24 protein-coding genes are annotated in these 25635 nt (G+C 71.6%); 15 read left to right on the forward strand and 9 right to left on the reverse strand.

Annotated elements, in window-relative coordinates; all coding sequences use genetic code 11:
* Positions 1–3: 3 nt before the first annotated feature.
* Positions 4–1182, forward strand: coding sequence for a phosphodiester glycosidase family protein (locus ACZ43N_RS19085; protein WP_468099052.1), 1179 nt, complete (start codon positions 4–6; stop codon positions 1180–1182).
* A 21-nt stretch (positions 1183–1203) separates the two neighbouring features.
* On the opposite strand, the gene ACZ43N_RS19090 is transcribed toward ACZ43N_RS19085, so the two are convergent.
* The 5 genes from ACZ43N_RS19090 to ACZ43N_RS19110 all read right to left on the reverse strand — a co-directional run bounded on the left by ACZ43N_RS19090 (position 1204) and on the right by ACZ43N_RS19110 (position 5718).
* Positions 1204–1398, reverse strand: coding sequence for a hypothetical protein (locus ACZ43N_RS19090; RefSeq protein ID WP_468098791.1), 195 nt, complete (start codon positions 1396–1398; stop codon positions 1204–1206).
* Positions 1399–1773: 375 nt separating this feature from the next.
* Positions 1774–2859, reverse strand: a complete 1086-nt coding sequence (locus ACZ43N_RS19095; protein WP_468098792.1) for an acyl-CoA dehydrogenase family protein — start codon at positions 2857–2859, stop codon at positions 1774–1776.
* Entirely contained in the window at positions 2856–4040 is a 1185-nt protein-coding gene (locus ACZ43N_RS19100; protein WP_468098793.1) for an acyl-CoA dehydrogenase family protein, read from the reverse strand. Before ACZ43N_RS19100 ends, ACZ43N_RS19095 begins: the two co-directional genes overlap by 4 nt.
* Positions 4037–5014: an NADPH:quinone oxidoreductase family protein gene (locus tag ACZ43N_RS19105; protein WP_468098794.1), complete on the reverse strand. Its 978-nt coding sequence runs from the start codon at positions 5012–5014 to the stop codon at positions 4037–4039. The genes ACZ43N_RS19100 and ACZ43N_RS19105 overlap by 4 nt, the downstream gene beginning before the upstream one ends.
* Before the next feature lie 104 nt (positions 5015–5118).
* The gene (locus ACZ43N_RS19110) at positions 5119–5718 is read right to left on the reverse strand and encodes a helix-turn-helix domain-containing protein (RefSeq protein WP_468098795.1); all 600 of its coding nucleotides are present in this window, start codon (positions 5716–5718) and stop codon (positions 5119–5121) included.
* Between the two features lie 77 nt (positions 5719–5795).
* Between ACZ43N_RS19110 and ACZ43N_RS19115 the strand changes: the two genes are divergently transcribed.
* The 5 genes from ACZ43N_RS19115 to ACZ43N_RS19135 all read left to right on the forward strand — a co-directional run bounded on the left by ACZ43N_RS19115 (position 5796) and on the right by ACZ43N_RS19135 (position 10945).
* Positions 5796–6755 carry an NAD(P)/FAD-dependent oxidoreductase gene (locus ACZ43N_RS19115; protein ID WP_468098796.1) on the forward strand — a complete coding sequence of 320 codons (960 nt, stop codon included), beginning with the start codon at positions 5796–5798 and terminating at the stop codon, positions 6753–6755.
* A 408-nt stretch (positions 6756–7163) separates the two neighbouring features.
* Complete coding sequence (locus ACZ43N_RS19120) at positions 7164–8702, forward strand: ATP-dependent DNA ligase (protein WP_468098797.1); 1539 nt, start codon at positions 7164–7166, stop codon at positions 8700–8702.
* Entirely contained in the window at positions 8699–9166 is a 468-nt protein-coding gene (locus ACZ43N_RS19125) for an NUDIX hydrolase (RefSeq protein ID WP_468098798.1), read from the forward strand. The genes ACZ43N_RS19120 and ACZ43N_RS19125 overlap by 4 nt, the downstream gene beginning before the upstream one ends.
* Positions 9167–9294: 128 nt before the next feature.
* Positions 9295–10680, forward strand: a complete 1386-nt coding sequence (locus tag ACZ43N_RS19130) for an NADP-dependent succinic semialdehyde dehydrogenase (protein ID WP_468098800.1) — start codon at positions 9295–9297, stop codon at positions 10678–10680.
* A gap of 25 nt (positions 10681–10705) precedes the next feature.
* Positions 10706–10945 (forward strand): DUF6213 family protein, encoded by a 240-nt coding sequence (locus tag ACZ43N_RS19135; RefSeq protein WP_055540956.1) that lies wholly within the window; start codon positions 10706–10708, stop codon positions 10943–10945.
* A 21-nt stretch (positions 10946–10966) separates the two neighbouring features.
* Here ACZ43N_RS19135 and ACZ43N_RS19140 read toward each other — a convergent pair whose 3' ends face one another.
* A complete protein-coding gene (locus ACZ43N_RS19140; protein ID WP_468098801.1) occupies positions 10967–11629 on the reverse strand; it encodes a thiaminase II/PqqC family protein in 663 nt (220 codons plus the stop codon).
* 311 nt (positions 11630–11940) lie between these two features.
* Here ACZ43N_RS19140 and ACZ43N_RS19145 point away from each other — a divergent pair, with 311 nt between their 5' ends.
* Complete coding sequence (locus ACZ43N_RS19145) at positions 11941–13155, forward strand: cytochrome P450 (protein WP_468098803.1); 1215 nt, start codon at positions 11941–11943, stop codon at positions 13153–13155.
* A 39-nt stretch (positions 13156–13194) separates the two neighbouring features.
* Here ACZ43N_RS19145 and ACZ43N_RS19150 read toward each other — a convergent pair whose 3' ends face one another.
* Positions 13195–14421 (reverse strand): acyl-CoA dehydrogenase family protein, encoded by a 1227-nt coding sequence (locus ACZ43N_RS19150; RefSeq protein ID WP_468080414.1) that lies wholly within the window; start codon positions 14419–14421, stop codon positions 13195–13197.
* 167 nt (positions 14422–14588) lie between these two features.
* Here ACZ43N_RS19150 and ACZ43N_RS19155 point away from each other — a divergent pair, with 167 nt between their 5' ends.
* Positions 14589–15236 carry a TetR/AcrR family transcriptional regulator gene (locus ACZ43N_RS19155; RefSeq protein ID WP_468098804.1) on the forward strand — a complete coding sequence of 216 codons (648 nt, stop codon included), beginning with the start codon at positions 14589–14591 and terminating at the stop codon, positions 15234–15236.
* A gap of 342 nt (positions 15237–15578) precedes the next feature.
* Here the strand turns inward: ACZ43N_RS19155 and def are convergent, their stop codons facing one another.
* Positions 15579–16118: a peptide deformylase gene (gene def / locus ACZ43N_RS19160; protein WP_468098805.1), complete on the reverse strand. Its 540-nt coding sequence runs from the start codon at positions 16116–16118 to the stop codon at positions 15579–15581.
* A 152-nt stretch (positions 16119–16270) separates the two neighbouring features.
* Between def and ACZ43N_RS19165 the strand changes: the two genes are divergently transcribed.
* The 7 genes from ACZ43N_RS19165 to ACZ43N_RS19195 all read left to right on the forward strand — a co-directional run bounded on the left by ACZ43N_RS19165 (position 16271) and on the right by ACZ43N_RS19195 (position 24391).
* Entirely contained in the window at positions 16271–17509 is a 1239-nt protein-coding gene (locus tag ACZ43N_RS19165) for a MurT ligase domain-containing protein (protein WP_468098806.1), read from the forward strand.
* 23 nt (positions 17510–17532) lie between these two features.
* Entirely contained in the window at positions 17533–18261 is a 729-nt protein-coding gene (locus ACZ43N_RS19170; protein ID WP_468098807.1) for a type 1 glutamine amidotransferase, read from the forward strand.
* A gap of 291 nt (positions 18262–18552) precedes the next feature.
* Positions 18553–19578, forward strand: a complete 1026-nt coding sequence (locus ACZ43N_RS19175; protein ID WP_468098808.1) for a 6-phosphofructokinase — start codon at positions 18553–18555, stop codon at positions 19576–19578.
* 108 nt (positions 19579–19686) lie between these two features.
* The gene (locus tag ACZ43N_RS19180) at positions 19687–20631 is read left to right on the forward strand and encodes a cytochrome c oxidase assembly protein (RefSeq protein WP_468098809.1); all 945 of its coding nucleotides are present in this window, start codon (positions 19687–19689) and stop codon (positions 20629–20631) included.
* Positions 20632–20941: 310 nt separating this feature from the next.
* Positions 20942–22282, forward strand: a complete 1341-nt coding sequence (locus tag ACZ43N_RS19185; RefSeq protein WP_468098811.1) for a DUF6777 domain-containing protein — start codon at positions 20942–20944, stop codon at positions 22280–22282.
* Between the two features lie 17 nt (positions 22283–22299).
* Positions 22300–24222, forward strand: coding sequence for a serine/threonine-protein kinase (locus ACZ43N_RS19190; protein ID WP_468098813.1), 1923 nt, complete (start codon positions 22300–22302; stop codon positions 24220–24222).
* Between the two features lie 13 nt (positions 24223–24235).
* Positions 24236–24391 carry a hypothetical protein gene (locus ACZ43N_RS19195; RefSeq protein WP_107102705.1) on the forward strand — a complete coding sequence of 52 codons (156 nt, stop codon included), beginning with the start codon at positions 24236–24238 and terminating at the stop codon, positions 24389–24391.
* A 19-nt stretch (positions 24392–24410) separates the two neighbouring features.
* Here the strand turns inward: ACZ43N_RS19195 and ACZ43N_RS19200 are convergent, their stop codons facing one another.
* Positions 24411–25631 carry a sensor histidine kinase gene (locus ACZ43N_RS19200; protein ID WP_468098814.1) on the reverse strand — a complete coding sequence of 407 codons (1221 nt, stop codon included), beginning with the start codon at positions 25629–25631 and terminating at the stop codon, positions 24411–24413.
* Positions 25632–25635 lie beyond the last annotated feature (4 nt).

Genomic DNA, 25635 nt, shown 5'->3' on the forward strand with positions numbered 1-25635 from the left:
AGCGTGCTCACCGGCGCCGCCCTCGCGGGGGCGGCACCGGCCACCGGCGCGGCCTCGGTCGCCGGCCTCGGGCCGGGCGTCGCGTACACCGAGTTCGACGTACCCGCCGCCCAGGGTGTGGCGCACGCCCATGTGCTGAGCGTCGATCTGCGCGACCGACGGGTGCGCGTCCGTCTGCTGTACCCGGGGGCGGTGGCCGCGCGGGAGACCGTGTCCCGGATGGCCACCGCCGCGGGCGCCGTGGCCGGGGTCAACGGCGACTTCTTCAACATCACCGAGGTCCAGCATCCCGGTGTCACGGCCACGGGCGCGCCGGTCGGCCCGGCGATCGCCCGTGGACGCGCCCTCAAGGCCGCCGTGCCGGACGGCCAACGCTTCGGCCCGGACCTGCCGGCCGGTACGAGCACCAAGGACGTGCTCGGGGTCACGGTGGACCGTCTGGCCCGCCTCGACAGCATCGCCCTCGACGGTTCCGTCACCACCGCCGAGGGCGTCCTCCGGCTGGGCGGCCTCAACCAGTACGCCCTGCCGGTCGGCTCCGTCGGGGCGTTCACCTCCGACTGGGGCACCGTCTCCCGTATGCGGGCCGTGTGCGGCATCGACACCGACCGGGCGGCGCCGTGCAGCACCGACGTCCATGAGGTGCTGGTCGCGGGAGGCCGGGTGGCCTCCGTCGCGCCCACGCCCGGCAGCGGTGCCGTCGCACACGGCGCCACGGTCCTCGTCGGCCGCGAGGCGGGCGCCCAGCGGCTGCGCGCGCTCTCCCCCGGCGACCCGGTCGAGGTACGGCACCGTCTGGTGGCGGCGACGACCCGCACCCCGTACGCCTTCGCGCTCGGCGGCTACCCGGTCCTGCGGGCCGGCCGGCCGCTGCCGGGCCTGGACGACACGGTCTCGGCGGTGCGTACGGCCGTCGGCATCGCCGAGGGCGGCCACCGGCTGCTGCTGCTCGCTTTGGACGGCGCCCCAGCCCACCGCTCCGGCCTCACCATCGCCGAGGTCGCGGAGGTGATGCGGGGACTGGGCTCGGACGACGCGTTCAGTCTGGACGGCGGCGGCTCCTCCACGCTGGTCGCGCGTGCCGCCGGCGAGAGCGCCGTCACCGTACGGAACCACCCCAGCGCCGGCGCCGAACGGCCCGTACCGAACGGGATCGGGGTGTTCACCGGACGCCGGTGGTAGGCGGCGGCATGAGGGCCTGGCTCATGGTTTGAGGCTGCTGACGATGTCGGCCGTGGCGGTGAGCCCGTTGTGGATGGTCGGTGCGAGGCTCGTGCTCGCCATGGAGAAGCCGAGCAGGACGCAGACGGTGGCGTGCGAGAGCTTCAGCGCGCCGTTGCGCATGAAGACCACCGTCAGGATCACGAGCAGCAGCACCACAGAGATGGAAATGGCCATCGTCAACCTCCTCCGCCACGCCCACTTCGCGGCATTCGGCGGCAAGTGTGGCGTAGCGGAGGGTTCGTCCGTGCGGCTGACGTGTCCGCCGAACGTGTGGTGTCGGACGTGTCGTGGCCCCGTGGCCCGGGCGCTAGCCGAACGGCGGGCTTCACAAAGCCCGATGGGTGTCCAGGAAGGCTTCGAGGCCCGCGAGGCCGTCGGTGTCGAGGTGGTCGACGTCCGCGGCGAGCAGTTCGCCAAAGGGACCGTGCAGAGGAGGAATTGGCCGGAGCGCCGTCGTGCGGTCACCCCTCCGCGAGGGGCGTGCGGAAGAGCCGGCTTCTGGTGGGGCGGGCTCTTCCGCACGCTTACGCGGCGCTTTCCGACGGCGGTTCAGGGCGCGCCCAGGCCGACCAGTTCGGCCAGTGCCTCCCGGTGGGCGCCCGCGGTGCCGTACGCGATCGCGTCGGCCTTGGCCCGCTTGAGATACAGGTGGACCGGGTGCTCCCAGGTCATGCCGATGCCGCCGTGCAGTTGCAGTGCCTCCTCGGCCGCGTGGACGGCCACGGGTGCGGCGAACGCCTGGGCGACGGCCACCGCCACGTCGATGTCGTCACTGCCGGTGGCGAGCGCGTCGGCCGCGTTGCGGGCGGCCGCGCGCAGGTTGACGACCTCCAGCCACAGCTGCGCCAGCCGGTGCTTGAGCGCCTGGAAGCCGCCGACGGGCCGGTTGAACTGCTTGCGCTCCTTGAGGTAGCGGACCGTCTCGGTCAGTGTCCAGTCGGCGAGCCCGAGTTGCTCGGAGGCGAGCAGCCCGGCCCCGGCGCGCAGGGCCCGGCGTACGGCGGGTTCGGCGTCTCCGAGGAGGCGGCCGGGCGCCCCGTCGAGGGTGACCGTCGCCAGGGGCCGGGTCAGGTCCAGGGACGGCTGCGGGGTGACGGCCACGGCGGAGGCGTCGACCGCGTACAGGCCGCCGTCGTCGGCGGGCACGAGCAGCACGTCGGCGACGGCCGCGTCCGCGATGCCGGTCAGCTCGCCGTGCAGGGCGCCGTCCTCGAACCGTACGACCTTGTAGGCGCCGCCGGCGGCGACGTTCAGCGCTACCGCGAGGGCGCCGATCCTGCGTCCGGAGGCCAGCTCGGGGAGCAGATCGCCGGCGGCGCAGGCCAGGAGGGCCTCGGTGGCGACGACAGCACTCGTGAGGTACGGCAGGGGGGCGACGGCACGTCCCAGCTCCTCCAGGACGACGGCGGCCTCACGATGGGTGGCGCCCTGACCGCCCCGGTCCTCGGGGACGAGGAGCCCGGCGAGGCCCATGCCGTCGGCAAGCGCCTTCCACGCCGCGCGGTCGTGCGGGGCGTCGGACTCGACGCGCGCGATGACACCCGCCGCGTCGCAGTGGTCGGCGAGGAGGTCCCGGACCGCCGACCGCAGTGCCTCTTCCTCCTCGGAGTAGAGGAGATCCGGCTGTGTGCTCATCGGGCCAGGTCCTTCCAGGCGACGTCCTTGTCGGTGCGCGGCTCGGGGGGCAGGCCCAGGACGCGCTCGGCGACGATGTTCAGCAGGACCTCGGTGGTCCCGCCCTCGATGCTGTTGCCCTTGGAGCGCAGGTAGCGGTAGCCCGCGTCACGGCCGACGAAGTCGACCAGCTCGGGGCGGCGCATGGTCCAGTCGTCGTACAGCAGGCCCTCCTCGCCGCGGAGTTCGACCTCCAGGCCGCTGATCTCCTGGTTGAGGCGGGCGAAGGCGAGCTTCATGCCGGCGCCCTCGGGGCCGGGCTGTCCGGCGACGAGCTGCTGGCGCAGCCGTTCGGCGGTGAGCCGGGCCGCCTCGGCCTCCACCCACAGCTTGAGCAGTCGCTGGTGGAAATCGTGGGTGCGCAGTTCGGGCCGTTCACGCCAGGTCTTGGAGACCGGGCCGATCATGCCGCCCTCACGGGGCAGCCGCATACCGCCGATGGCGACGCGTTCGTTGTTGAGGGTGGTCTGCGCGACCTTCCAGCCATCGCCGACGTCGCCGAGGCGGCGGGAGTCGGGGATGCGCACGTCGGTGATGAAGACCTCGTTGAACTCGGCCTCGCCGGTGATCTGGCGCAGCGGCCGGACCTCGATGCCGGGGTCGGTCATGTCGCAGATGAAGTAGGTGATGCCCCGGTGCTTGGGCACGTCCGGGTCGGTGCGGGCGATGAGGATGGCCCAGCGGGCGACATGGGCGCTGGATGTCCACACCTTCTGCCCGTTGACCACCCACTCTCCCCCGTCCTCGCGGACGGCGCGGGTGCCGAGCGCGGCCAGGTCGGACCCGGCGCCGGGCTCGCTGAACAGCTGGCACCAGACCTCCTCCCCGGTCCACAGGGGCCGCAGATAGCGCCGCTTCTGCTCCTCGGTGCCGTAGGCCAGGATCGTCGGCGCGGCCATGCCGAGGCCGATGCCGATCCGGCGCGGGTCGTTGTCGGGGGCGCCCTCTGCCGCCAGATCCGCGTCCACGACGGCCTGGAGGGAGCGCGGGGCGCCGAGGCCGCCGAGGCCCTCGGGGTAGTGCACCCAGGCGAGCCCGGCGTCGAAGCGGGCGCGCAGGAAGTCCAGCCGGTCGGTGGTGGCGGGCGGGTGCGCGGCCAGCAACTCGGCGGTGCGGCGCCTCAGTTCGGCTGCGTCGGTCATGCGGCGGCTCCGTTCTCCGGTGCGGGCACCACGACGACCCGGCCGGTGGTGACACCGTCAGCGACGCGCTGGACGGCGGCCGCGGCCCCGTCGAGCGGCACCCGCTCGCTCACCAGGGGTTTGACGACGCCCCGGGCCGCCAGTTCGGTGAGCTGTTCGTGGCAGTGCTGGACCAGTTTCGGATTCTTGGTGTTGTACAGGCCCCAGTGCAGGCCGAGGATCGAGTAGTTCTTGACGAGGGCGTGGTTGAGGCCGGGGCTCGGGATGGTCCCGCTGGCGAAACCGACGACCACGATCCTGCCTTCGAAGGCCACGACCTTGGTCGACTGTGTGTAGGCCTCGCCGCCCACGGGGTCGTAGATCACGTCGGCGCCCCGGCCCCCGGTGGCTTCCTTCACGGCGGAGACGACGTCCTCGCTCCGCCGGTCCACCACCACGTCGCAGCCCAGCTCCCGGGCGACGGCGGCCTTGTCGGCGCCGCCGACGACCCCGACGACCGTGGCGCCGGCCGCCTTTCCGAGCTGCACGGCCGCGCTGCCGACCCCTCCTGCGGCAGCGTGGACGAGCAGTGTCTCCCCCGCTTCGAGGCGGGCCCGGCGGTGGAGGCCGAACCAGCCCGTCTGGTAGCCGATGTGCAGGGCTGCGGCCTCAGCGTCGTCCAGCGCGGCGGGTGCCGGCAGCAGGGCCGCGGCGTCCGCAACGGCGTACTCGGCGAAACCGCCGTGGGGCAGCGCCGGGCTGGCGATGACCCGGCGGCCGTCCTCGGTCTCACCGCAGATCTCGACGCCGGGCGTGAACGGCAGCGGCGGGCGGACCTGGTAGTGGCCCCGGGCCATCAGGACGTCCGGGAAGTTGATGTTCGCGGCGCGCACCTTCAGCAGGACCTGGCCGTCGCCGGGCGTGGGCCGCTCCACGTCCTGGAGCCGCATCACCTCGCTCGGCTCGCCGTTCTCGTGCACTTGCCATGCCTGCATGCGGTGCCTCCACGGGACAGCTTCGTCGGACCGGGGTCGACTGACATCCGCATACTAAGCGGTCGCTTGCCCTTCGGGGAACAGTCTGCGGGCAGTAGCGTGCGTCACGGGCGGGCGGGCTTGGCCCGGACGTGCATCCGCTCCCCCTGCGGCCCGAAGAGACTGAGGAACTCCGCCGGCGCCTCGCCCGCCACCCCGAACCAGTGCGGCACCCTGGTGTCGAACTCGGCGGCCTCCCCGGCGGTGAGCACCACGTCGTGCTCGCCGAGCACCACCCGCAGCTTCCCCGAGAGCACGTAGAGCCACTCGTACCCCTCATGGGTGCGCGGATCGGGGACCCGCTGCCCCTCCGGCTCGACGCGCACCTTGAAGGCCTGGAGGCCGCCCGGCTGGCGGGTGAGCGGCCAGTACGTCCGCCCGTGCCGCACGATCGGCCGGGACCGGACCCGCGGATCACCGACGGGCGGTTCGCCGATCAGTTCGTCGAGCGGGACCTGGTGGGCCCGCGCGATGGGCAGCAGCAGCTCCAGGCTGGGCTTGCGCAGCCCCGACTCCAGCCGGGAGAGGGTGCTCACGGAGATGCCGGTCGCCTCCGACAGGCCGGCGAGCGTCACCTCCCGCTCCTTCCTCAGGGCCCGCAGCCTCGGCCCGACCCCGGCGAGGACCTCGTCCGTCCCGTTCGCCGCCTCACTCTTCTCACTCATGCCGCTATTGCAGTTTCGGCAAAGACGTTTGTCAATGCGGCAGCTCTCGGGTGACGTTCTCCCTGGAGGTGGTCACCATGACCGAGCAGTACGAAGTGATCGTGATCGGCGGCGGCGCGGCCGGACTGTCCGCGGCCCTGGTCCTCGGCCGGGCCCGGCGCCGGACGCTCGTCGTCGACGCCGGGGAGCCCCGCAACGCGCCCGCCGCCCATATGCAGGGCTATCTGTCACGGGACGGCATGCCGCCGCAGGAGTTCCTGGCCGTGGGGCGCGAGGAGATCGCCCGGTACGGCGTGGAACTCGTCCGGGGCCGGGCGGTCGATCTCACCCGGAACGATCACGCGGACGACGCCGGCTTCGCGGTGACCCTGGCCGACGGCCGGACCTTCCACGCCCGGCGCCTCGTCGTCGCCACCGGCCTCCAGGACGAGCTGCCGCCGGTGCCCGGAGTCGCCGAGCGTTTCGGACGGGACGTACTGCACTGCCCCTACTGCCACGGCTGGGAGGTGCAGGACCAGGCGTTCGGCGTGCTCGCCACCACCCCCATGAGCGTGCACCAGGCACTGATGGTGTCCCAGTGGTCCAAGGACGTCACCCTGTTCCTGCACACCGTCCCCGAGACCGGCCTCTCCGACGACGACCTCCGCCGACTCGCCGCGGCCGGTGTCCGGGTGGTCCCCGGCGAGGTCGCGAGCCTGCTGACCGAGGACGACCGCCTCACCGGCGTCCGGCTCACCGACGGCACGACCCATCCCCGGCAGGTCCTCTTCGTCGCCCCGCGCCCCCTCCCCCAGACCGGTCTCCTCGAGCACCTGGGCGCCGACCTGAACGAGACCCCCTTCGGCGCCTACCCGGTCGTCGACCCGACGGGCCTGACGTCGGTCCCCGGCGTCTGGGCGGTGGGCAACGCCATGGGCTTCTCCGAACAGGTCGTCAACGCGGCCTCCACCGGCTACCGAGCAGGCGCCACGATCAACGGAGAGCTCCTGATGACAGACCTGGACGCGACGCGGCCGGCCTATGGGCTGGTCCCGTGATCCGCGGTGGATCAGCGCACGGCGTCGGATGCTGGGGGCACCTCCCGCGCCGTTCAGGCAGTGAGGGAGCATCGCAAGGCGGAGGGGCGTCCGCATACCGGATGCATGCGGACGTTCCGACAACGCGGCGAGGTGCCGTAGCCGGCGTCGTGCGCCCGCCGGGGATTACGGGAAAGCCCTGGGGAGGGGTCGAGCCAGGAGCGGGGAACGACGCCGTCGACCCGCCCGGGCACCACGGGGGCGCGGGGACCCCCGCCGGCTCATAGGGGCGCGGGGAAACCGCGCGAACGATCGGCCCGAAGGGCCGTCGAGGGGCGCGGGGAAACCGCGCGACCAGCCCCACCCACCCGCACCCGCCGGACCCCCACCCACTGGGCGCCCGGCGAAACTCCGTAGGACCATGGCTGCATGCTGTTCGCCCAGCTGGCCCGTCTGTCCCAACAGGTAGCCGCCACCTCGGCCCGCTCCCGCAAGACCGCTCTGCTCGCCGAGCTGTTCCGGGAGGCGGACGCCGAGGACGTGCCGATCGTCATCCCGTACCTCGCGGGACGTCTCCCCCAGGGCCGTCTCGGCATCGGCTGGAAGGTCCTCGACCAGGACATCGCCCCCGCCGCCGAGCCCACCCTGGCCGTACGCGACGTCGACGCCCGTCTCACGGCGATCGGCGGCGTCACGGGCACCGGCTCGCAGGCGGAACGCAGACGGCTCGTGGGCGAGTTGCTCGCCGCGGCCACCGACGTCGAGCAGCGCTATCTGTTCGGGCTGCTCACCGGCGAGGTCCGGCAGGGCGCCCTCGACGCGGTGGCCGTCGAGGGCCTGGCCGCGGCCACGGGTGCGCCGGCCGGCGACGTCCGCCGGGCCGTGATGCTCGCCGGCTCGCTGCAGACGGTGGCGCAGGCGCTGCTCGCGGACGGCCCGCCCGCCCTGGACCGGTTCCGGCTCACCGTGGGGCGGCCCGTCCTGCCGATGCTGGCGCACAGCGCCTCCTCGGTCGCGGAGGCCGTGGAGAAGCTGGGCGCCTGCGCGGTCGAGGAGAAGCTGGACGGCATCCGCGTCCAGGTCCACCGCGAGGGCCCCGACGTACGCCTCTACACCCGGACCCTCGACGACATCACCGACCGCCTCCCCGAACTGACCGCGGCGGCGCTTCGGTTGGGGGGTGAGCGGTTCATCCTGGACGGGGAGGTGATCGCGTTCGACGCGGAGGGACGGCCGCGTTCCTTCCAGGAGACCGCCGGTCGGGTCGGCTCCCGGGTGGACGTGGCGACGGCGGCCGAGCAGGTGCCCGTCTCGCCCGTCTTCTTCGACGTGCTCTCCACGGACGGCCGGGACCTCCTCGACCTGCCGTTCACCGAACGTCACGCCGAGCTGACCCGTCTCGTCCCGGAGCCGATGCGGGTCCGGCGCACCGTCGTGCGCGGCCCCGACGAGCTGGCCGGGGCGGAGCGGTTCCTCGCCGACACGCTCGCCCGGGGCCACGAGGGGGTGGTGGTGAAGTCCCTCGACGCCGCCTACAGCGCGGGCCGGCGCGGCGCCGCGTGGCTGAAGGTGAAGCCCGTGCACACCCTGGACCTGGTGGTGCTGGCCGCCGAGTGGGGCCACGGGCGCCGCACCGGCAAGCTCTCCAACCTCCACCTCGGCGCCCGCACCGCCGACGGCGGCTTCGCGATGCTCGGCAAGACCTTCAAGGGCATGACCGACGCGATGCTGGCCTGGCAGACCGAGCGGCTCACGGACCTGGCCGTCGAGGAGAAGGGCTGGGGCGTGACCGTCCGGCCCCAACTCGTCGTCGAGATCGCCTACGACGGCCTCCAGCGCTCCACCCGCTACCCGGCCGGTGTCACCCTCCGTTTCGCCCGCGTGATTCGTTATCGCGAGGACAAGACCCCCGCCGAGGCCGATACGGTCGAGACCCTGCTTGCCGCACATCCGGAGGTCGCCCGGTGACGACACCCAAGCGCAGTGCCGGCCTGCTGCTGTACCGCCGCACCCAGCACGGCGTCGAGGTGCTGCTGGGCCATATGGGCGGTCCGTTCTTCGAACGGAAGGACGCGGGCGCGTGGACCGTACCCAAGGGCGAGTACGAACCCGACGAGCCCGCCTGGGTGGCGGCGCGCCGCGAGTTCCGGGAGGAGCTGGGGGTGGAGCCGCCCGACGGGGAGGCCGTGCCGCTGGGTGAGGTGCGGCAGACGAACGGCAAGATCGTCACGGCCTGGGCGATCGAGGCCGACCTCGACCCGTCGACGGTGGTGCCGGGGACCTTCCGGATGGAGTGGCCGCCCAGGTCGGGGCGGATCCAGGAGTTCCCCGAGCTGGACCGGGTGGAGTGGTGCGACCTGGAGCGGGCGCGCGCGGTGCTGGTGAAGGCGCAGACGGAGTTTCTCGACCGGCTGCCTGAGCACTCGGACTGAGGGGCTCTTGCACTGTGCCCGACCAGGCGACCTGACCGGACGCTCATGGTGCAGGAACCCCGAGCCCGCGTTGCGGCGCGCGTCGCCGCGCGGGAAGGTCGAGGGACAGCCCACGCAGGAGGTCAGGCATGCCCATCGCGACGGTGAACCCGGCGAACGGCGAGACGCTCAAGACGTACGAGGCCCTGGGCGAGGAGGAGATCGAGCGCCGGCTCGCGACCGCCGAGCGCACGTTCCGTACGTACCGGACGACGTCCTTCGCGGAACGCGCCCGGCTGCTGCGCAGGGCCGCCGACCTCCTGGAGGAGGACACGGAGGACGTCGCCCGCGTCATGACGACCGAGATGGGCAAGCCGGTCAAGCAGGCCCGCGCCGAGGTCGCCAAGTGCGCCAAGGCGATGCGCTGGTACGCCGAGCACGCCGAGGTGCTGCTCACCGATGTGGAGCCCTCCGCCTCGGATGTGAGGGACTCCGGTGCCTCCCGCGTCCTGGTCCGCTACCGTCCGCTCGGCCCGGTGCTCGCCGTGATGCCGTGGAACTTCCCGCTCTGGCAGGTGATCCGCTTCGCCGCGCCCGCCCTGATGGCCGGCAACGTGGGCCTGCTCAAGCACGCCTCGAACGTCCCGCAGACCGCCCTCTACCTGGAGGACCTCTTCCGCCGGGCGGGCTTCCCGGAGGGCTGCTTCCAGACCCTGCTCATCGGATCCGGCGCGGTCGAGGGCATCCTGCGCGACCCGCGGGTCCGTGCCGCCACCCTCACCGGCAGCGAGCCCGCCGGCCGGTCCGTGGCCTCCGTCGGCGGCGACGAGATCAAGAAGACGGTGCTGGAGCTGGGCGGCAGCGACCCGTACATCGTGATGCCGTCCGCCGACGTCGACCGGGCGGCGAGCACCGCCGTGACGGCGCGGGCGCAGAACACCGGCCAGTCCTGCATCGCCGCCAAGCGGTTCATCGTGCACACCGACGTGTACGACGCCTTCGCCGAGCGCTTCGTCGAGGGCATGAAGGAACTGAAGGTCGGCGACCCGCTGGACGAGGACACCGACGTCGGCCCGCTCTCCAGCGAGCAGGGCCGCGAGGACCTGGAGGGTCTGGTCGACGAGGCCGTGGAGAGCGGCGCCACGGTGCTGTGCGGCGCGGAGCGCCCGGACGGGCCCGGCTGGTACTACCCGCCGACCGTTCTGGCCGACGTCACTCCCGAGATGCGTGTCCACAGGGAGGAGACCTTCGGGCCGGTCGCCACCCTGTACCGGGTCGCCGACCTCGACGAAGCGATCGCAATCGCCAACGACACGCCCTTCGGGCTCAGTTCGAACGTGTGGACACAGGACTCCGCCGAGGTCGACCGATTCGTACGTGACCTCGACGCCGGGGGCGTCTTCGTCAACGGAATGACCGCCTCCCACCCGGCATTCCCGTTCGGCGGGGTCAAGCGCTCGGGTTACGGACGTGAGCTGTCCGGACACGGAATCCGGGAGTTCTGCAACATCACCACCGTGTGGCAAGGGGCGTGAGCGTTCCGCGGTTACCATCCCCGTTGTGAACCGCGAAGTGACTCTGCCTCTGATCGTCGACGACCGCGGGACCCTTCAGGTGGCCGCCGCCGATGTCAGCAAGCTGCTGCGAACGGTGGGCGGACGGTGGCTGCACCTGGTGGAGGCGGGCGCGGACGACCTGGACGAGGACACGGTGGCCGCTCTGACGATCGAGTTGGCGAAGCTGGCCGACCGTATCGACGTGGCGTGCATCGCGCACAGCAGTGGTGCCGTGTCCGGCTGAGACGGCTCCCGCCGACGCCCTTCACAGGCGCGCGAGGGTGATCCAGAACCGGGATTCGTAGCTCTGCAGCAGTCGGCCGTGGCGCTGGGCGAGTCTCTCGTCGATCCGGCCCGCCTGCCATCCCTCCTCCACGGCCGTCCGAGCGCTCTTCTCCAGGTCGGGGGCCGGCGCGGCGAAGAGGTCGAAGAACGCGCAGGCCTCGTCGGTGAGGTCGTAGTGGTGGCGGAGGGCTTGCGCGATCAGGGCGCAGTAGCCGCCCCAGGAGGCGAAGTTGGCGGTCAGGGCGAGGACCGCGTCGGCCGGCGCGGCCTCCAGGGCGAGGCGGGCGACATACGACGGATAGGCCTGGCAGCCCGGCAGCGGTTCGTGGGCCGCCGCTCGTTCCTCGTCCACGCCGCAGGCCCGCGCGAACTCGGTCAGGTGACCGGCCGCCACCTCCTCGCCGTCCGCGAGCAGCCGGAAGAAGGCCGCGCTCGCGGGAGAATCGGTCGCCGCGCGCTGGGCCAGATGGGCGAAGGAGCGGTGATCGGAGGCGATCACCAGGTGTTGCTCCAGGGCGAGGACGGCGAGGACGGCGCGGTCGGCCGCGCCGGAGGCGATGAGCGGCAGCAGGGGGTTGTCGTCCGGGGCGGGGGCCAGTTGCGCCGTGAGGGTGTCCAGCAGTTGCCCGGCCGTGCGCGTCATTGCGTCCTCCTGTCGGTTCCGGCGGTGGCGCTGTGCCTCCTCGACCTTGGCACGGCCGCCCGGTTCGGAGTAGTGGGCGCCGGTCCGTGCGGCTTCGCCGGTCTGGAGTAGTCCGGCGCGAGATCGCCGGGCCGCCGGGTGATCGTGGGTAACCGACCGAACCAACCGAGCCCGGCCCCGGGCGCCTTCCGGACAGCGAAAGCTGCATGGCCGGATCATGCTCACCGGGCACGGCGGTCTCGCGAGCGCCGTCGTCCTGGACGCGCCGCACCGGCTGTTCGACGAGCACACGAGAGACGGCGTGACGACACATGACGACGAGCGAAGAAACCCTGGGCGCCCCTCCGGTACGGCACTGGCCCGTCCTGAATCTGACCGGGGTCGACTTCGACCCCCTGCTGGCCGAGCTGATGCGGGAGGGCCCGATCAACCGGATCCAGCTGCCCGACGGCGAGGGCTGGGCGTGGCTGCTGACCCGCTACGACGACGTACGGCTGGTGACGAACGACCCCCGGTTCAGCCGCCGGGAAGTGATCGGCCGTCAGGTGACCCGGCCGGCACCCCACTTCGCTCCGCAGCCGAGCGCGATGAGTTTCGCCGACATGCCGGACCACGCCCGGTTGCGCCGCTCGGTCGCCCCGGCCTTCACCACCCGCGGCATCGAACGCCTCCGGGCGGCAGCGCGGCGGACGCTGGAGGCGACGGTGGACGCGATGCTGCGCGACGGGCCGCCCGCCGACCTGGTCGCACGGGTGCTGGAGCCGTTCCCGGTCACCGTGACCTGCGAGCTGATGGGCGTCCCCGAGGCCGACCGCGAGGACCTGCACGCATGGACCCGGCGGTTGCTGTCGTCCGCGTCCGACGTCGAGGCCGGGGGGCAGGCACGACGGGCCATGGAGGCGTACTTCACGAAGGCAGTCGCCGAGCACCGGGACTCCGACGGTGAGGACGTCATCTCCCTGCTGGGAGCGGCCGTGGGCCGGGGCGGCATCACCGAGGAGGAAGCGATCGCGCTGGCCGTCTCCCTCCTGACCGGCGGCGAGGCCGTCACCACCACCACGGGCCAGATGCTCCACCTCCTGCTGACCCGCCCCGACCTGCTCGCCCGGATGCGTGAGGATCCCGGGCTACGGCCGCGTGCCCTCGACGAACTGCTGCGGTACATCCCGCATCGCAACGCCGTCGGCCTGTCCCGTATCGCCCTGGAGGACGTGATCCTCCACGGGGTCCGCATCCGGGCCGGCGACCCGGTCTACGTCTCGTACCTGGCCGCCAACCGGGACCCGAACGTCTTCCCGGATCCCGAGCGCGTCGACTTCGACCGCGTCCCGAATCCCCATCTGGCCTTCGGGGACGGTGCCCACTCCTGCGCGGGCGCCCACCTGGCCAGGCTGGAGATCGGGCTGATCATCGACACGGTCCTCGACCGGGTGCCCGGCCTGAGGACGGCGGCGCCGCCCGCCGAGGTCCGCTGGCGGCGCGGCGCCCTGCTCCGCGGCCCCGAGGCCCTCCCGGTCACCTGGTGACCGTGCCCCGCCCCGAGCGGGCTCGGCGAGCCCGCGGTGCTACCGGATGGACATCCCCGAGACGGTCCGGGCGATCACCAGCCGCTGGATCTCGCTGGTCCCCTCGAAGATCGTGTAAATGGCCGCATCCCGGTGCATCCGCTCCACCGGGTACTCCCGGGTGTACCCGTTGCCCCCGAGGATCTGCAGCGCCTGCGCCGTCACCTTCTTCGCCGTCTCGCTCGCGAACAGCTTCGACTGCGACCCCTCGGCGGCGGTGAACGGCCTGCCGTTGATCGCCATCCACGAGGCCCGCCACACCAGAAGCCGCGCGGCGTCCACGGACGTCCGCATGTCCGCCAACTGGAACGCGACGCCCTGGTTGTCGATGATCGGCCGCCCGAACTGCTCACGGGTCTTGGCGTACTCCAGCGCGACCTCGTAGGCGGCGCGGGCGGTGCCCACGGCCATCGCCCCCACCGCGGGCCGGCTCGCCTCGAACGTGGCCATCGCGGCGTTCTTCACCCGCTCGCCCCCCGCCTTGGCCCGCTCCCGGGCCCGCGCCAGGCGCTCGTCGAGCTTCTCCTTGCCACCGAGGAGGCAGGAGCCGGGCACCCGCACGTCCTCCAGGACGACCTCCGCGGTGTGCGAGGCGCGGATGCCGTGCTTCTTGAACTTCTGGCCCTGGGACAGACCGGGCGTGTTCGGCGGGACGATGAAGGACGCGTGGCCCTTGGAGCCGAGTTCGGGGTCGACCACGGCCACCACCACGTGGACGTTGGCGATGCCGCCGTTGGTCGCCCAGGTCTTGGTGCCGTTGAGCACCCACTCGTCCTTGGCCTCGTCGTACACCGCGCGGGTGCGCATGGAGGCGACGTCGGAGCCGGCGTCGGGCTCGGAGGAGCAGAACGCGGCGACCTTGACATCGTTGGCGTCGCCGTACATCTGCGGGATCCAGGTGCCGATCTGCTCCTCGGTGCCGTTGGCGAGGACGCCGACCGCGGCGAGGCCGGTGCCGACGATGGAGAGCGCGATGCCGGCGTCACCCCAGAACAGCTCCTCCATGGCCATGGGGATGCCGAGACCGGTGGGGTCGAAGTACTGCTGGGCGTAGAAGTCGAGGGAGTAGATGCCGACCTTGGCGGCCTCCTGGATGACCGGCCAGGGCGTCTCCTCCCGCTCGTCCCACTCGGCGGCCGCGGGCCGGATCACATCGGCGGCGAATCCGTGCAGCCAGTCGCGGACCTCTCGCTGTTCCTCGTTGAGTTCCATGGTGAACTCGGCCATGACGCCTCCAGCACTGCACTAAGATGTTACCTGCGGTAACGTGAGTCTGTTACCGGTCGGTAGGAAAAGTCAACTCCCGGGTCGACCTCGGCAGCCCGTTCGATCGTGACGTGTCCATCAGTGCTACTTTGCCCAGGCGTCACCGAAATCCGTACTGGGGGAGATACATGGACACCACGCAGTCGACCGACCGGGAACGGTCCGCCGACCGCCGTCGGCGCGAGCTGCTGGAGGCCGCGGACCGAGTGGTGCTCCGCGACGGCCCCGGGGCGTCGATGAACGCCATCGCCGCCGAGGCGGGCATCACCAAACCCATCCTGTACCGCCATTTCGGCGACAAGGGCGGGCTCTACGCCGCTCTCGCCCAGCGTCACACCGATGCCCTCCTCGACTCCCTGCGGGCCGCCCTGGACGCCCCGGCGGAGCGCCGGGAACGCGTCGAGGCGACCCTCGACACCTATCTCGCGGCCATCGAGGCCCGCCCTCAGGTGTACCGCTTTCTCATGCACCCTGCCGAGGGCGGCCAGCCGGCGGGCGACCATGGCTTCGACGTCGGCAAGCACTCCGCACCCCTCCTGCGCCGCATGGGCGAGGAACTGGGCAAGGTCATAGAGGACCGCCTCGACCTCGGCCCTGACGGCCGCCGGCTGGCCCGGGTCTGGGGCCACGGCATCGTGGGCATGATGCACGCCGCGGGTGACTGGTGGCTCGGCGAACGCCCTTGCAGCAGAGCCGAGTTGGTCCGCAGTCTGGCGGACCTCCTGTGGGGACGCCTGGCGGCGGCGGGCGACAAGGTGGGCGGCCCGGGCTTCTAGGGCCTGCCGTTTGGATCACGCCTGGGCCGCAGGGCTTGGCACGCACATCTGCCACGCTGTCGTCGGTCCCCAACTCCCCCACGCTCGAACAACCTCGCGCGGGGGACCCCCTCGCGTTGACTCCCTCCTCCGCCGTGCAGCCGCACGCACCACTCCCCGCTCACCGGCAGCCATCAAGATGCCGCAACCCGAAGTCGGCATGATCCGAACGACAGACCCCAGCGCTGCGACCGGAAAGGTGAGCCGGTGAACCCTTCCGGTCACAGCACCAGCGGGGGCCGTGCCGGAAGGGGCGCGGAGATCCGCCCGATCAGCCGCGACGCGCCCGCGCCCGCCGGCACGTCAGCGGCCCCACGGCGCCTTCGCGATCTTCCGCTGTGCACGGGAACGACGCCATCCCGAGAGCCGGTCCACGTACACCCGGCCCTCCAGGTGATCGCACTCGTGCTGGAGGCACCGCGCGAAGAACCCGGTTCCCGGCACCCTCACCCGGTCCCCGTCCACCGTGTACCCCTCCACCACGGCCTCGTCGTGGCGTTCCACTCCCGCTTCCAGGCCGGGCAGCGACAGACAGCCCTCCGGCCCGCGCAGCACGATCCCGTCCGCCGACACCAGCCTCGGGTTCACCACATGGCCGAGATGGCGCTCGTCCTCGTCGTCCGGGCAGTCGTACACGAACACCCTCAGCGCCCGGCCCACCTGGTTCGCGGCCAGACCCACGCCCCGCGCGTCGTACATCGTCGCGAACATGTCCTCCACGAGCCGCACGAGTTCCGGACCGAACTCCGTGACTTCTTCACAAGGGGCGTGCAGGACGGGGTCCCCGAGCAGTGCCAGGGGGAGAACGCGCCCTCGGGCGCCGGGAATCGAGCCGCTTCGCATGGGCGCAAGAGTACGTTCGGACCCGATATCGCCGGTCCCGTGGGTGAGACGGCCCAGGTGAGATTCGGGCGTGTGAGTGGATCTCGATAGTCTTTGGTCCACACGTTGCCGGGACTGGGCGCGGCGCTGTACGCAAGGAGGATCGAGAACTGATGGCAGGCAACTCGGACCCGCTGACGCCGCGGGCCAAGCTGGCCGTGACGGCGGGCAAGGCGGTCGCGGCGGCATCGCGTGCCGCGGGACGCGGTAGCGGATCGGTGATCGGCGGCCGGGTGGCCCTCAAACTCGACCCGGATCTACTCGCCCGGCTGGCGCAGAACCTGGACGTCGTCCTGGTCTCCGCCACCAACGGGAAGACGACCACGACCCGGCTGATCGCGGAGGCCCTGCGCGCCGCCGGCCCTGTCGTGTCGAACGCGCTGGGCGCCAACATGCCCGCGGGCATCACCTCGGCGCTCGCCGGGAACTCCGACGCCAAGTTCGGTGTCATCGAGGTCGACGAGAAGTACCTCGCCGGTGTGGCCCGGGACACCGACCCCAAGTGCATCGCTCTGCTCAACCTCTCACGCGACCAGCTCGACCGGGCCGCCGAGACCCGCATGATGGCGGAGGCCTGGCGCGAGGGCCTGGCCGGCACCAAGTCCGTCGTCGTCGCCAACTGCGACGACCCGCTGGTGGTGTGGGCCGCTTCGTCCTCCCCCAACGTGGTCTGGGTGGCCGTCGGCCAGATGTGGAAGGACGACGCCTGGTCGTGCCCGTCCTGCGGCGGTGTGATGCAGCGCCCGGGCGACGACTGGTTCTGCGGCGAGTGCGGTTTCCGCCGGCCCACGCCGAGCTGGGCGCTCTCCGGCGACCACGTCCTCGACCCGCACGGCTCGGCCTGGCCGATCCACCTCCAGCTGCCGGGCCGCGCCAACAAGGCGAACGCGGCCTCGTCGGCCGCGGTCGCCGCCGTCTTCGGTGTGCCCCCGCAGGTCGCCCTGGAACGCATGTACCAGGTGCAGGCCGTGGCCGGACGCTATGACGTGGTGCAGTTCATGCAGCGCGACCTGCGGCTGCTGCTCGCCAAGAACCCGGCGGGCTGGCTGGAGACGTTCTCGCTGATCGACCCGCCGCCGTCGCCGGTGATCCTGTCGGTGAACGCGCGCGGCGCCGACGGCACCGACACCTCCTGGCTGTGGGACGTCGACTACACGCGGCTGACCGGCCACCCGATCTTCGTCCTGGGCGACCGGAAGCTCGACCTCGCGGTGCGCCTGGAGGTGGCGGGCCAGCACTTCCAGGTCTGCGACAGTCTCGACCAGGCGGTGCAGATGTGCCCGCCGGGCCGGATCGAGGTCATCGCGAACTACACCGCCTTCCAGGACCTGCGCCGCCGCGTGGGCAACTGACCACGAGGACTCGAGGGGAACTCATGAGTGACAACAGCCTGCGGGTCGTCTGGGTCTACCCGGACCTGCTCAGCACCTACGGCGACCAGGGCAACGTACTGGTCGTGGAGCGCCGGGCCCGTCAGCGCGGCCTGGACGTGGCCCGCCTGGACGTGCGCAGCGACCAGCCCATCCCGACCTCCGGCGACATCTACCTGATCGGCGGCGGCGAGGACCGTCCGCAGCGGCTCGCCGCCGAGCGGCTCCGTCGCGACGGGCATCTGTACCAGGCGGTGAACAACGGCGCGATCGTCTTCGCGGTGTGCGCCGGCTACCAGATCCTCGGCCACGAGTTCGTCAACGACCTCGGTCAGCGCGAGCCGGGCCTCGGTCTGCTCGACGTGACCACGGTCCGCGGCGAGGGCGAGCGGTGCGTCGGCGACGTCCTCGCGGACATCGACCCGCGTCTCGGGCTGCCCCAGCTGACCGGGTTCGAGAACCACCAGGGCGTCACCCACCTCGGCCCCACCGCCCGCCCGTTCGCGAACGTGCGGCTCGGCAAGGGCAACGGCACGGGCGACGGCACGGAGGGCGCGTACAACGACACCGTGTTCGGCACCTACATGCACGGTCCGGTGCTCGCGCGGAACCCGCTGATCGCCGATCTGCTGCTGAAGTTGGCGCTCGACGTCAACGCACTGCCGCCGACCGACGACCGCTGGTTCGAGGCACTGCGCAACGAGCGGATCGCGGCGGCGACACAGCCGGCGTAGCGCATGCGCGCTCAGCGGCCGGGGCGGCGCCCGGCCGCGGTCCGCGCGCCCGGGTGAGGACGGGCCGAGGAGCCTGTGAAACGGTTCCTCAGTGCCCGTACCAAAGCCCGTCTGACACCATCGCCGCTCACGTGTGACAGCCCGTCTGACCAGGCCTCCGCTCACCTGTGCGGGGGCGTCCAGCAGGCGGACGCCCGCTACGGTCCCGCCCCCTGCCGCCGGTAGGGTGGCGGGGATTCCGCCGGACAGCGTGGTCCGGATCCTGCCCACGTTGAGAAGGTATTTCGGGCTATGCGCATTGGTGTCCTCACGTCCGGCGGCGACTGCCCCGGGCTGAACGCCGTCATCCGGTCCGTCGTGCACCGTGCCGTCGTCGACCACGGCGACGAGGTCATCGGCTTCCGGGACGGATGGAAAGGTCTCCTGGAGTGCGACTACCTCAAGCTCGACCTGGACGCGGTGAGCGGCATCCTGGCTCGCGGCGGCACGATCCTCGGCTCCTCCCGGGTCCAGCCCTCGCATCTGCGGGACGGTGTGGAGCGGGCGAAGGGCCACGTCGCGGAGCTCGGCCTCGACGCGATCATCCCCATCGGCGGTGAGGGCACCCTCAAGGCGGCCCGGCTGATGTCGGACAACGGTCTGCCGGTGGTGGGCGTGCCGAAGACCATCGACAACGACATCGCGGTCACTGATGTGACGTTCGGGTTCGACACGGCCGTCGGTGTCGCCACCGAGGCCCTGGACCGTCTGAAGACCACCGCCGAGTCCCACCAGCGCGTCCTGGTCGTGGAGGTCATGGGCCGCCACACCGGCTGGATCGCGCTCCACTCCGGCATGGCGGCCGGCGCGCACGCCATCGTCGTACCGGAGCGTCCCTTCGACATCGAGGAGCTGTCCACGCGGGTCGGCGAACGCTTCGAGGCGGGCAAGCGCTTCGCGATCGTCGTCGCGGCCGAGGGCGCCAAGCCGAAGGCCGGATCCATGGACTTCGACGAGGGCGGCAAGGACATCTACGGTCACGAGCGGTTCGCCGGCATCGCCCGGCAGCTCTCCGTCGAGCTGGAGGCACGGCTCGGCAAGGAGGCGCGGCCGGTGATCCTCGGGCATGTCCAGCGGGGCGGCACGCCGACCGCGTACGACCGGGTGCTGGCGACGCGCTTCGGATGGCACGCCGTCGAGGCCGTGCACCGCGGCGAGTTCGGCAAGATGACCGCGCTGCGGGGGACGGACATCGTGATGGTGCCGCTGGCGGAGGCGGTGGAGACGTTGAAGACGGTTCCCGAGGAACGGTACGAAGAGGCTGAGTGCGTGCTCTGAGTCGAGGGTGCGCTGTACCCGCCCCCGGTCGCGGACGCGGCCGGGGGCGGTTCTAGTCTGGTGCGGGACAGACAGCGCTCAACCCCCACGAAATCAGGAGCCGACGGAATGGATCACAGCGGGCACGGCACGGATCTCCTGCCCTTCACCCTGGGGCGGGGGCTCGGGTGGTCGGCGGACCCGTTCTTCCTGGTCGGCTGTCTGGTCGCGCTCGCGCTGTACGCGTGGGGTGTCGTCCGGCTCGTACGGCGCGGGGACAAGTGGCCGGTGGGGCGGACCGTCGCGTTCGTCGCGGGTGTGCTGCTGGTCCTGCTGGTGATGTGCACCAAGCTGAACGACTACGGGATGGTCATGTTCAGCGTGCACATGGTGCAGCACATGGTGATCAGCATGCTGGCGCCGATCCTGCTGCTGCTGGGCGCGCCGATCACACTGGCGCTGCGGGCGCTGCCGACGGCGGGCAAGGGCCGCAAGGGGCCCCGCGAGCTGCTGCTGATGTTCCTGCACAGCTGGTACATGCGGATCGTCACGCACCCGGCGTTCACCATCCCGATGTTCATCGCGAGCCTGTACGCCCTGTACTTCACCCCGCTGTTCGACTTCCTGATGGGGTCCAAGCCGGGGCACATCGCGATGATGGTGCACTTCCTCGCCGTGGGCCTGTTCTTCTTCTGGCCGATCATGGGCGTCGACCCGGGCCCGCACCGGCCGGGCTATCTGATGCGGATGCTCGAGCTGTTCGCGGGCATGCCGTTCCACGCGTTCTTCGGCATCGCCCTGATGATGGCGTCCACGCCGATGGTGAAGTCGTACGAGAACCCGCCCGCGTCGCTGGGTATCGACGCGCTCGCCGACCAGAACGCGGCCGGCGGCATCGCGTGGGCGTTCAGCGAGATCCCGTCCGTGCTGGTGCTGCTCGCGCTGCTCTTCCAGTGGTACGGCTCCGAGCAGCGGCAGGCCCGGCGCAAGGACCGGGCGGCCGACCGGGACGGCGACAAGGAACTCGAGGCGTACAACGCCTATCTGGCCTCACTCAACGCACGCAGCCGCTGAGCCCTTCCCGGGGCGGCGGGCCACTCCCTCTTTCCGCGACCTCATTTCTCCCGTTCGACCCCACGACCGCACATTCATATTTTTCTTGACGGAAAGGCTTTGACCTTCAGTAGCATGATGCGTGAGCCCCGCTTCCGCTCTGCGGGGCGTCGGGGGAAACCGCCGGGGGGAAGCGGTCATGACCATTCACGCATGCCTGCGAACGTGTTTGCGAAAAGCCGGGAAATCGGCCGTCCGCAGGACAGCCGTACTCCTGGTGGGAATGGCGGTCCTCGGCGGATGCGGTGATTCCGGGCCGACGCTGCTCCCGGTGAAGGCCGTCGCCGCCGGCGTGGCCTCCCTCGCACCCTTCTTCGACGAGGACGCCGGGCTGGGCAGGGACCAGAAGAACCTCACGTCCCGTGAGCCGCACAGCGGACTCCAACAGGGAAACGCGCCCGGTCTGTACGGGGGAACACAGAAGCGACCAAAAATCTGCGACGTCGAGAAACTCGAGAGTTTTCTCACCGATCCCGGAAACCGGGAAAGAGCTCAGGTCTGGGCCCGGATCGTGGGTGTGAAGGCCGACGGAATCAGGGATTATCTCGACGGCCTCACCCCCGTTCTCCTGCGTCACGACACCCTCGTGAAGAACCACGACTACAAGAAGGGCGAAGGCGTCCCCTTCGACGCACTGCTGGAAGCGGGCATCGCCGTACTGGTGGACGAGCAGGGTCTGCCCGCGGTGAAGTGCAGCTGCGGAAATCCGCTGCAGGCGTTCGACGACGATCCCGAGCGCATCGACGTGAAGTTCGAAAACGGCAACGACAAGTGGGACAGCTATGACGAGTCCGCCAGGGTCGTCGTCAAGCCCGCGCCCGAGCAGCTGAAGGAGATCAAGCTCGTCGACGTCGAGGACCCGGGCCGCGGTATCAGCCGGGACGTCGGCACCGCGGGCGAGTCGGACGAGACGTTCGACGCGCGGGAGCGGCGGAGCGTGCCGGAGGTGGCGGGAAAGACCTTCGGTGAGGCGAGCGCGACGCTGGCGGACAAGGGCCTCGCGGCGGTGGTCGAAGGGGACGACATGCCGCCTAGTGACGCTCCCGTGACCGGTTCGAGCCCCGGACAGGGCAGCAGGCTGGAGTTCGGTGACGCGGTGACGCTGCGGGTGGCCTGGGAACCGAGCGAGTCCCCCCGGTCGGACGGCGGCACCGACACGGACACGGACTCGCGCGGTTCCGGCTCCGACTCCGGGTCGCCCGGCACGGATGACGGCTCCGACTCCGGCTCGGACTCCGGCTCGGACTCCGGCTCGGACTCCGGTTCAGGATCGGGTTCGACATCCGGTTCGACCGGGCCTTCGGGGGAGGACGGCATCCCCTCGCCGACCGGCTCGACACCGCGGAGCACGCCGCCGACATCCCCGTCGCAGCCCACGCCGACACCCACGCCCACCCCAACCCCAACACCTACGCCGACCACCACCAGGTCGAGTGCGCCCCCTCCCCCGCCGGAACCAACCTCGACGCAAGAGAGCGATCCGCCTGTCGACCCACCCGTCGACCCGCCGATCGATCCGACGATCGATCCGACGATCGATCCGACGACAAGTGAGCCCGAACCGTCCGGCGACACCCCGTCCGAGGACCCGGCCCAGCCCGTATGGATCTGAACCCTGGGGAGTGACCGATGCAGTCAGAAGCACCGGAGTCGGGAGTCGGCCGGGTCATCGCCGACCGGTACCTCTTACTGAACCGCCTGGGCAGCGGCGGTATGGGCCGTGTCTGGCTCGCCCACGACCAGCAGCTGGACTGCGAGGTGGCGCTCAAGGAGATCGTGTTCCGCGACCCGGGCGAGGAGGAGCAGGACCGCGCCGCCCGGGTCGCCCGGGCCCGCACGGAGGCCCGGCACGCCGCCGGGCTGCGCGGCCACCCCCACGTGGTCACCGTGCACGACGTCCTGGAACACGACGAGCTGCCGTGGATCGTCATGGAGTACGTACCGGGCGCCCTGGACCTGAAGGCGCTCGTCACCCTGCGCGGCCCGCTCGCCCCCGCCGAGTGCGCCCGTGTCGGGCTCGCCGTACTGGACGCGCTGACCGCCGGGCACGAGCGCGGCATCATGCACCGGGACGTCAAACCGGCCAACATCCTGCTCGCCCCCGACCGCACCGGATCGCCGTACGCGCGTGTCCTGCTCACCGACTACGGCATCTCCGTCCAGCCCGACACCCAGGAGACCCGGCACACCCGCGCCCACATGCTGGTGGGCACCGCCGGGTATCTGGCGCCCGAGCGGGCCCAGGGCGGGCCGCCGACCGCCGCGGCCGACCTGTTCTCGCTGGGCTGCACCCTGTACTACGCCGTCGAGGGGTACGGTCCCTTCGACCGGGACTCCGATATCGCTTCACTCACCGCGATCGTCCTGGAGGAACCGCGTCCGGTGCTGCGCGCGGGCGCCCTGGAACCGCTGCTGGCCGTGATGCTGGCCAAGGACCCCGTGCACCGGATCACTGCCGCCGAGACCGAGGCGGCGCTCGCCGCGATCGTGACACCGCAGGCCCGCCCCCGCACCGAGCCGGACCTGGGCTCCCAGCCGCAATGGGCGAGCGCGGCCACGCGCACCGCGGAGCCCGAGGTGCTCGCCTCCCCGCACCCGCAAGAGACGCCCTGGCGCGCGCCCACCACAGCGCCGGGGAACCATTCCGACGGGGCCCGCGCCTCCGACCACGGCTCCGCCCGCCGCGCCCCCGGCACCCGTGCCGGAGGGCGGCGCCGTCATCACCGGGCACAGGCCCTGCTGGCCGGTATGGCCACCACCCTCGGCCTGGCCCTGCTGGTGAGCGGGGCCAGGTACGGCCTGGAGAACCTGCCGGACATCCGCGGACTCGGTGGCGGCACCGGGAACGACGCGAGGCCGTACGGAGACGCCATCGGGCTGTCCCGGGCGTTGCGGAACGGCGACTGTGTCGACGCCGTGTGGCCCGGCGTCCCCTTCAGGGACCAGCCCCGGCTGACCGTCGTGGACTGCGGTGAGGGCACGGACGGGCAGGTCATGGCCGTGTACGAGGCCGGATCCGCCGAGGACGCCCGCAGCAGCGGCGCCGCCCGGTGCGACCGGCTCACCGACGAGGCCGACGAGCGGCTCGCCGACACCCGTGGCTACGCGGTGGTGCCGACCGCCGACGGCTTCGACTCCGCCGGGCAGCGCGTCGCCTGCCTGCTGCTGGGCACCCACGGGCCGGTGCACGGCCCGATCGGGGAGCACCGGCCGATGGGCATGGTGTTCACGGACACGGCCACCATGCAGAAGCGGGACTGCCTCGACAGGCTCTCCGACAGCCGCGCCAAGCTGGTCCCGTGCGACGGGCCGCACGACGAGCAGGTACTCGCGTTCGTCCAGCTGCCCTCGGACACGAAGCTGGAGGACGCGAAGGACGATGGATCCGACATCTGCCAGAAGGAGGTGCCGCCCAAGGAATACGGCTACCCCCACGACACCTATGAGGCCGCTGTCTGGGTGGGCGACAGTGGATGGCATTCGGACACACATTTCGTCGTCTGCACCGCGATGCGCCAGGACAGGCGCACCATGGAGAAGGACGAACCATGAGGAGGGTGTCGCGATGCCCAGTTCGACTAAGGCCATGGGGGTGCTCACCGTGGGTGGGCTGGTCGCGGTGACGGCCTACACCGTGGCTCTCGGAAGCAATGGCTGGCTGTGGTTCGGATGGGTCGTCCTCGGCCTGCTGACGCTGGGGATGGTGGCATCGCGCACCTGAGACGCACGCCATGTGCTCCTCAGGCTCGGGGTATTCCCCCGTCCGGGTGTACTCCCGGCTGGTATTTGGGCAGCCGGGCAGTGATCTTCATACCCGCGCCGACCGCGGTCTCGATGACGAGGCCGTGGTCGTCGCCGTACACCTGGCGGAGCCGTTCGTCGACGTTGCTGAGGCCGATGCCGCCCGAAGGGCTCGTCTCGCCGGAGAGGATGCGGCGCAGCACCTCGGGGTCCATGCCGACGCCGTCGTCCTCGATGACGACGAGTGCCTCGGCGCCCGCGTCCTGGGCGGTGATGCTGATGTGGCTCTTGTCGAGCCGGCCTTCGAGACCGTGCTTGACCGCGTTCTCCACCAGCGGTTGGAGGCAGAGAAAGGGCAGGGCGACCGGCAGGACCTCCGGGGCTATCTGCAGGGTGACGGAGAGGCGGTCGCCGAAGCGGGCCCGGACCAGCGCCAGGTAGTGGTCGATGGCGTGGAGTTCGTCGGCGAGGGTGGTGAAGTCGCCATGTCGGCGGAACGAGTAGCGGGTGAAGTCGGCGAACTCCAGCAGGAGCTCACGGGCGCGCTCGGGGTCCGTGCGGACGAACGAGGCGATCACCGCCAGCGAGTTGAAGATGAAGTGGGGGGAGATCTGGGCGCGCAGGGCCTTGATCTCGGCCTCGATCAGCCGGGTGCGGGACTGGTCGAGGTCGGCGAGTTCGAGCTGTACGGAGACCCAGCGGGCGACCTCCCCGGCCGCGCGGACGAGGACGGCGGACTCCAGGGGGGCGCAGGCGACGAGCGTGCCGTGGACGCGGTCGTCGACCGTGAGGGGGGCGACGACCGCCCAACGGACCGGGCAGTCGAGGACGTCGCAGGTCAGGCGGAACGCTTCGCCCCGGCCGCTCTCCAGGGGGCCGGCCAGGCGCTCCATGATCTCGGTGCGATGGTGCTCCCCCACTCCCTCCCAGACGAGCACCGACTCGTGGTCGGTGAGGCACAGCGCGTCCGTGCCGAGCAGGGTCCGCAGCCGCTTGGCCGACTTGCGGGCCGTCTCCTCGGTGAGTCCGGCGCGCAGCGGGGGCGCGGCGAGTGTCGCCGTGTGCAGGGTCTGGAAGGTGGCGTGTTCGACGGGTGTGCCCAGGCCGCCCAGGCTTCTGCCGGGTCGGGTCGTTCGGCGGCCGAGCCAGAAGCCGGCCGCGAGGAACGGCAGCACCGCGACCAGGAACCCGGCCAGGAACCCGCTGACTTCACCGCTCATCGTT

It is taken from the genome of Streptomyces sp. NPDC030814 (assembly GCF_055572155.1).

Coding starts and splice junctions, on each gene's coding strand:
- ACZ43N_RS19165 (WP_468098806.1), top strand. CDS start 16,271: ATGGCAGGCAACTCGGACCCGCTGACGCCGCGGGCCAAGCTGGCCGTG.
- ACZ43N_RS19115 (WP_468098796.1), top strand. CDS start 5,796: ATGACCGAGCAGTACGAAGTGATCGTGATCGGCGGCGGCGCGGCCGGA.
- ACZ43N_RS19175 (WP_468098808.1), top strand. CDS start 18,553: ATGCGCATTGGTGTCCTCACGTCCGGCGGCGACTGCCCCGGGCTGAAC.
- ACZ43N_RS19130 (WP_468098800.1), top strand. CDS start 9,295: ATGCCCATCGCGACGGTGAACCCGGCGAACGGCGAGACGCTCAAGACG.
- ACZ43N_RS19140 (WP_468098801.1), bottom strand. CDS start 11,629: ATGACGCGCACGGCCGGGCAACTGCTGGACACCCTCACGGCGCAACTG.
- ACZ43N_RS19110 (WP_468098795.1), bottom strand. CDS start 5,718: ATGAGTGAGAAGAGTGAGGCGGCGAACGGGACGGACGAGGTCCTCGCC.
- ACZ43N_RS19120 (WP_468098797.1), top strand. CDS start 7,164: ATGCTGTTCGCCCAGCTGGCCCGTCTGTCCCAACAGGTAGCCGCCACC.
- ACZ43N_RS19105 (WP_468098794.1), bottom strand. CDS start 5,014: ATGCAGGCATGGCAAGTGCACGAGAACGGCGAGCCGAGCGAGGTGATG.
- ACZ43N_RS19145 (WP_468098803.1), top strand. CDS start 11,941: ATGACGACGAGCGAAGAAACCCTGGGCGCCCCTCCGGTACGGCACTGG.
- ACZ43N_RS19095 (WP_468098792.1), bottom strand. CDS start 2,859: ATGAGCACACAGCCGGATCTCCTCTACTCCGAGGAGGAAGAGGCACTG.
- ACZ43N_RS19195 (WP_107102705.1), top strand. CDS start 24,236: ATGCCCAGTTCGACTAAGGCCATGGGGGTGCTCACCGTGGGTGGGCTG.
- ACZ43N_RS19190 (WP_468098813.1), top strand. CDS start 22,300: ATGCAGTCAGAAGCACCGGAGTCGGGAGTCGGCCGGGTCATCGCCGAC.
- ACZ43N_RS19100 (WP_468098793.1), bottom strand. CDS start 4,040: ATGACCGACGCAGCCGAACTGAGGCGCCGCACCGCCGAGTTGCTGGCC.
- ACZ43N_RS19150 (WP_468080414.1), bottom strand. CDS start 14,421: ATGGCCGAGTTCACCATGGAACTCAACGAGGAACAGCGAGAGGTCCGC.
- ACZ43N_RS19155 (WP_468098804.1), top strand. CDS start 14,589: ATGGACACCACGCAGTCGACCGACCGGGAACGGTCCGCCGACCGCCGT.
- ACZ43N_RS19180 (WP_468098809.1), top strand. CDS start 19,687: ATGGATCACAGCGGGCACGGCACGGATCTCCTGCCCTTCACCCTGGGG.
- ACZ43N_RS19170 (WP_468098807.1), top strand. CDS start 17,533: ATGAGTGACAACAGCCTGCGGGTCGTCTGGGTCTACCCGGACCTGCTC.
- def (WP_468098805.1), bottom strand. CDS start 16,118: ATGCGAAGCGGCTCGATTCCCGGCGCCCGAGGGCGCGTTCTCCCCCTG.
- ACZ43N_RS19090 (WP_468098791.1), bottom strand. CDS start 1,398: ATGGCCATTTCCATCTCTGTGGTGCTGCTGCTCGTGATCCTGACGGTG.
- ACZ43N_RS19200 (WP_468098814.1), bottom strand. CDS start 25,631: ATGAGCGGTGAAGTCAGCGGGTTCCTGGCCGGGTTCCTGGTCGCGGTG.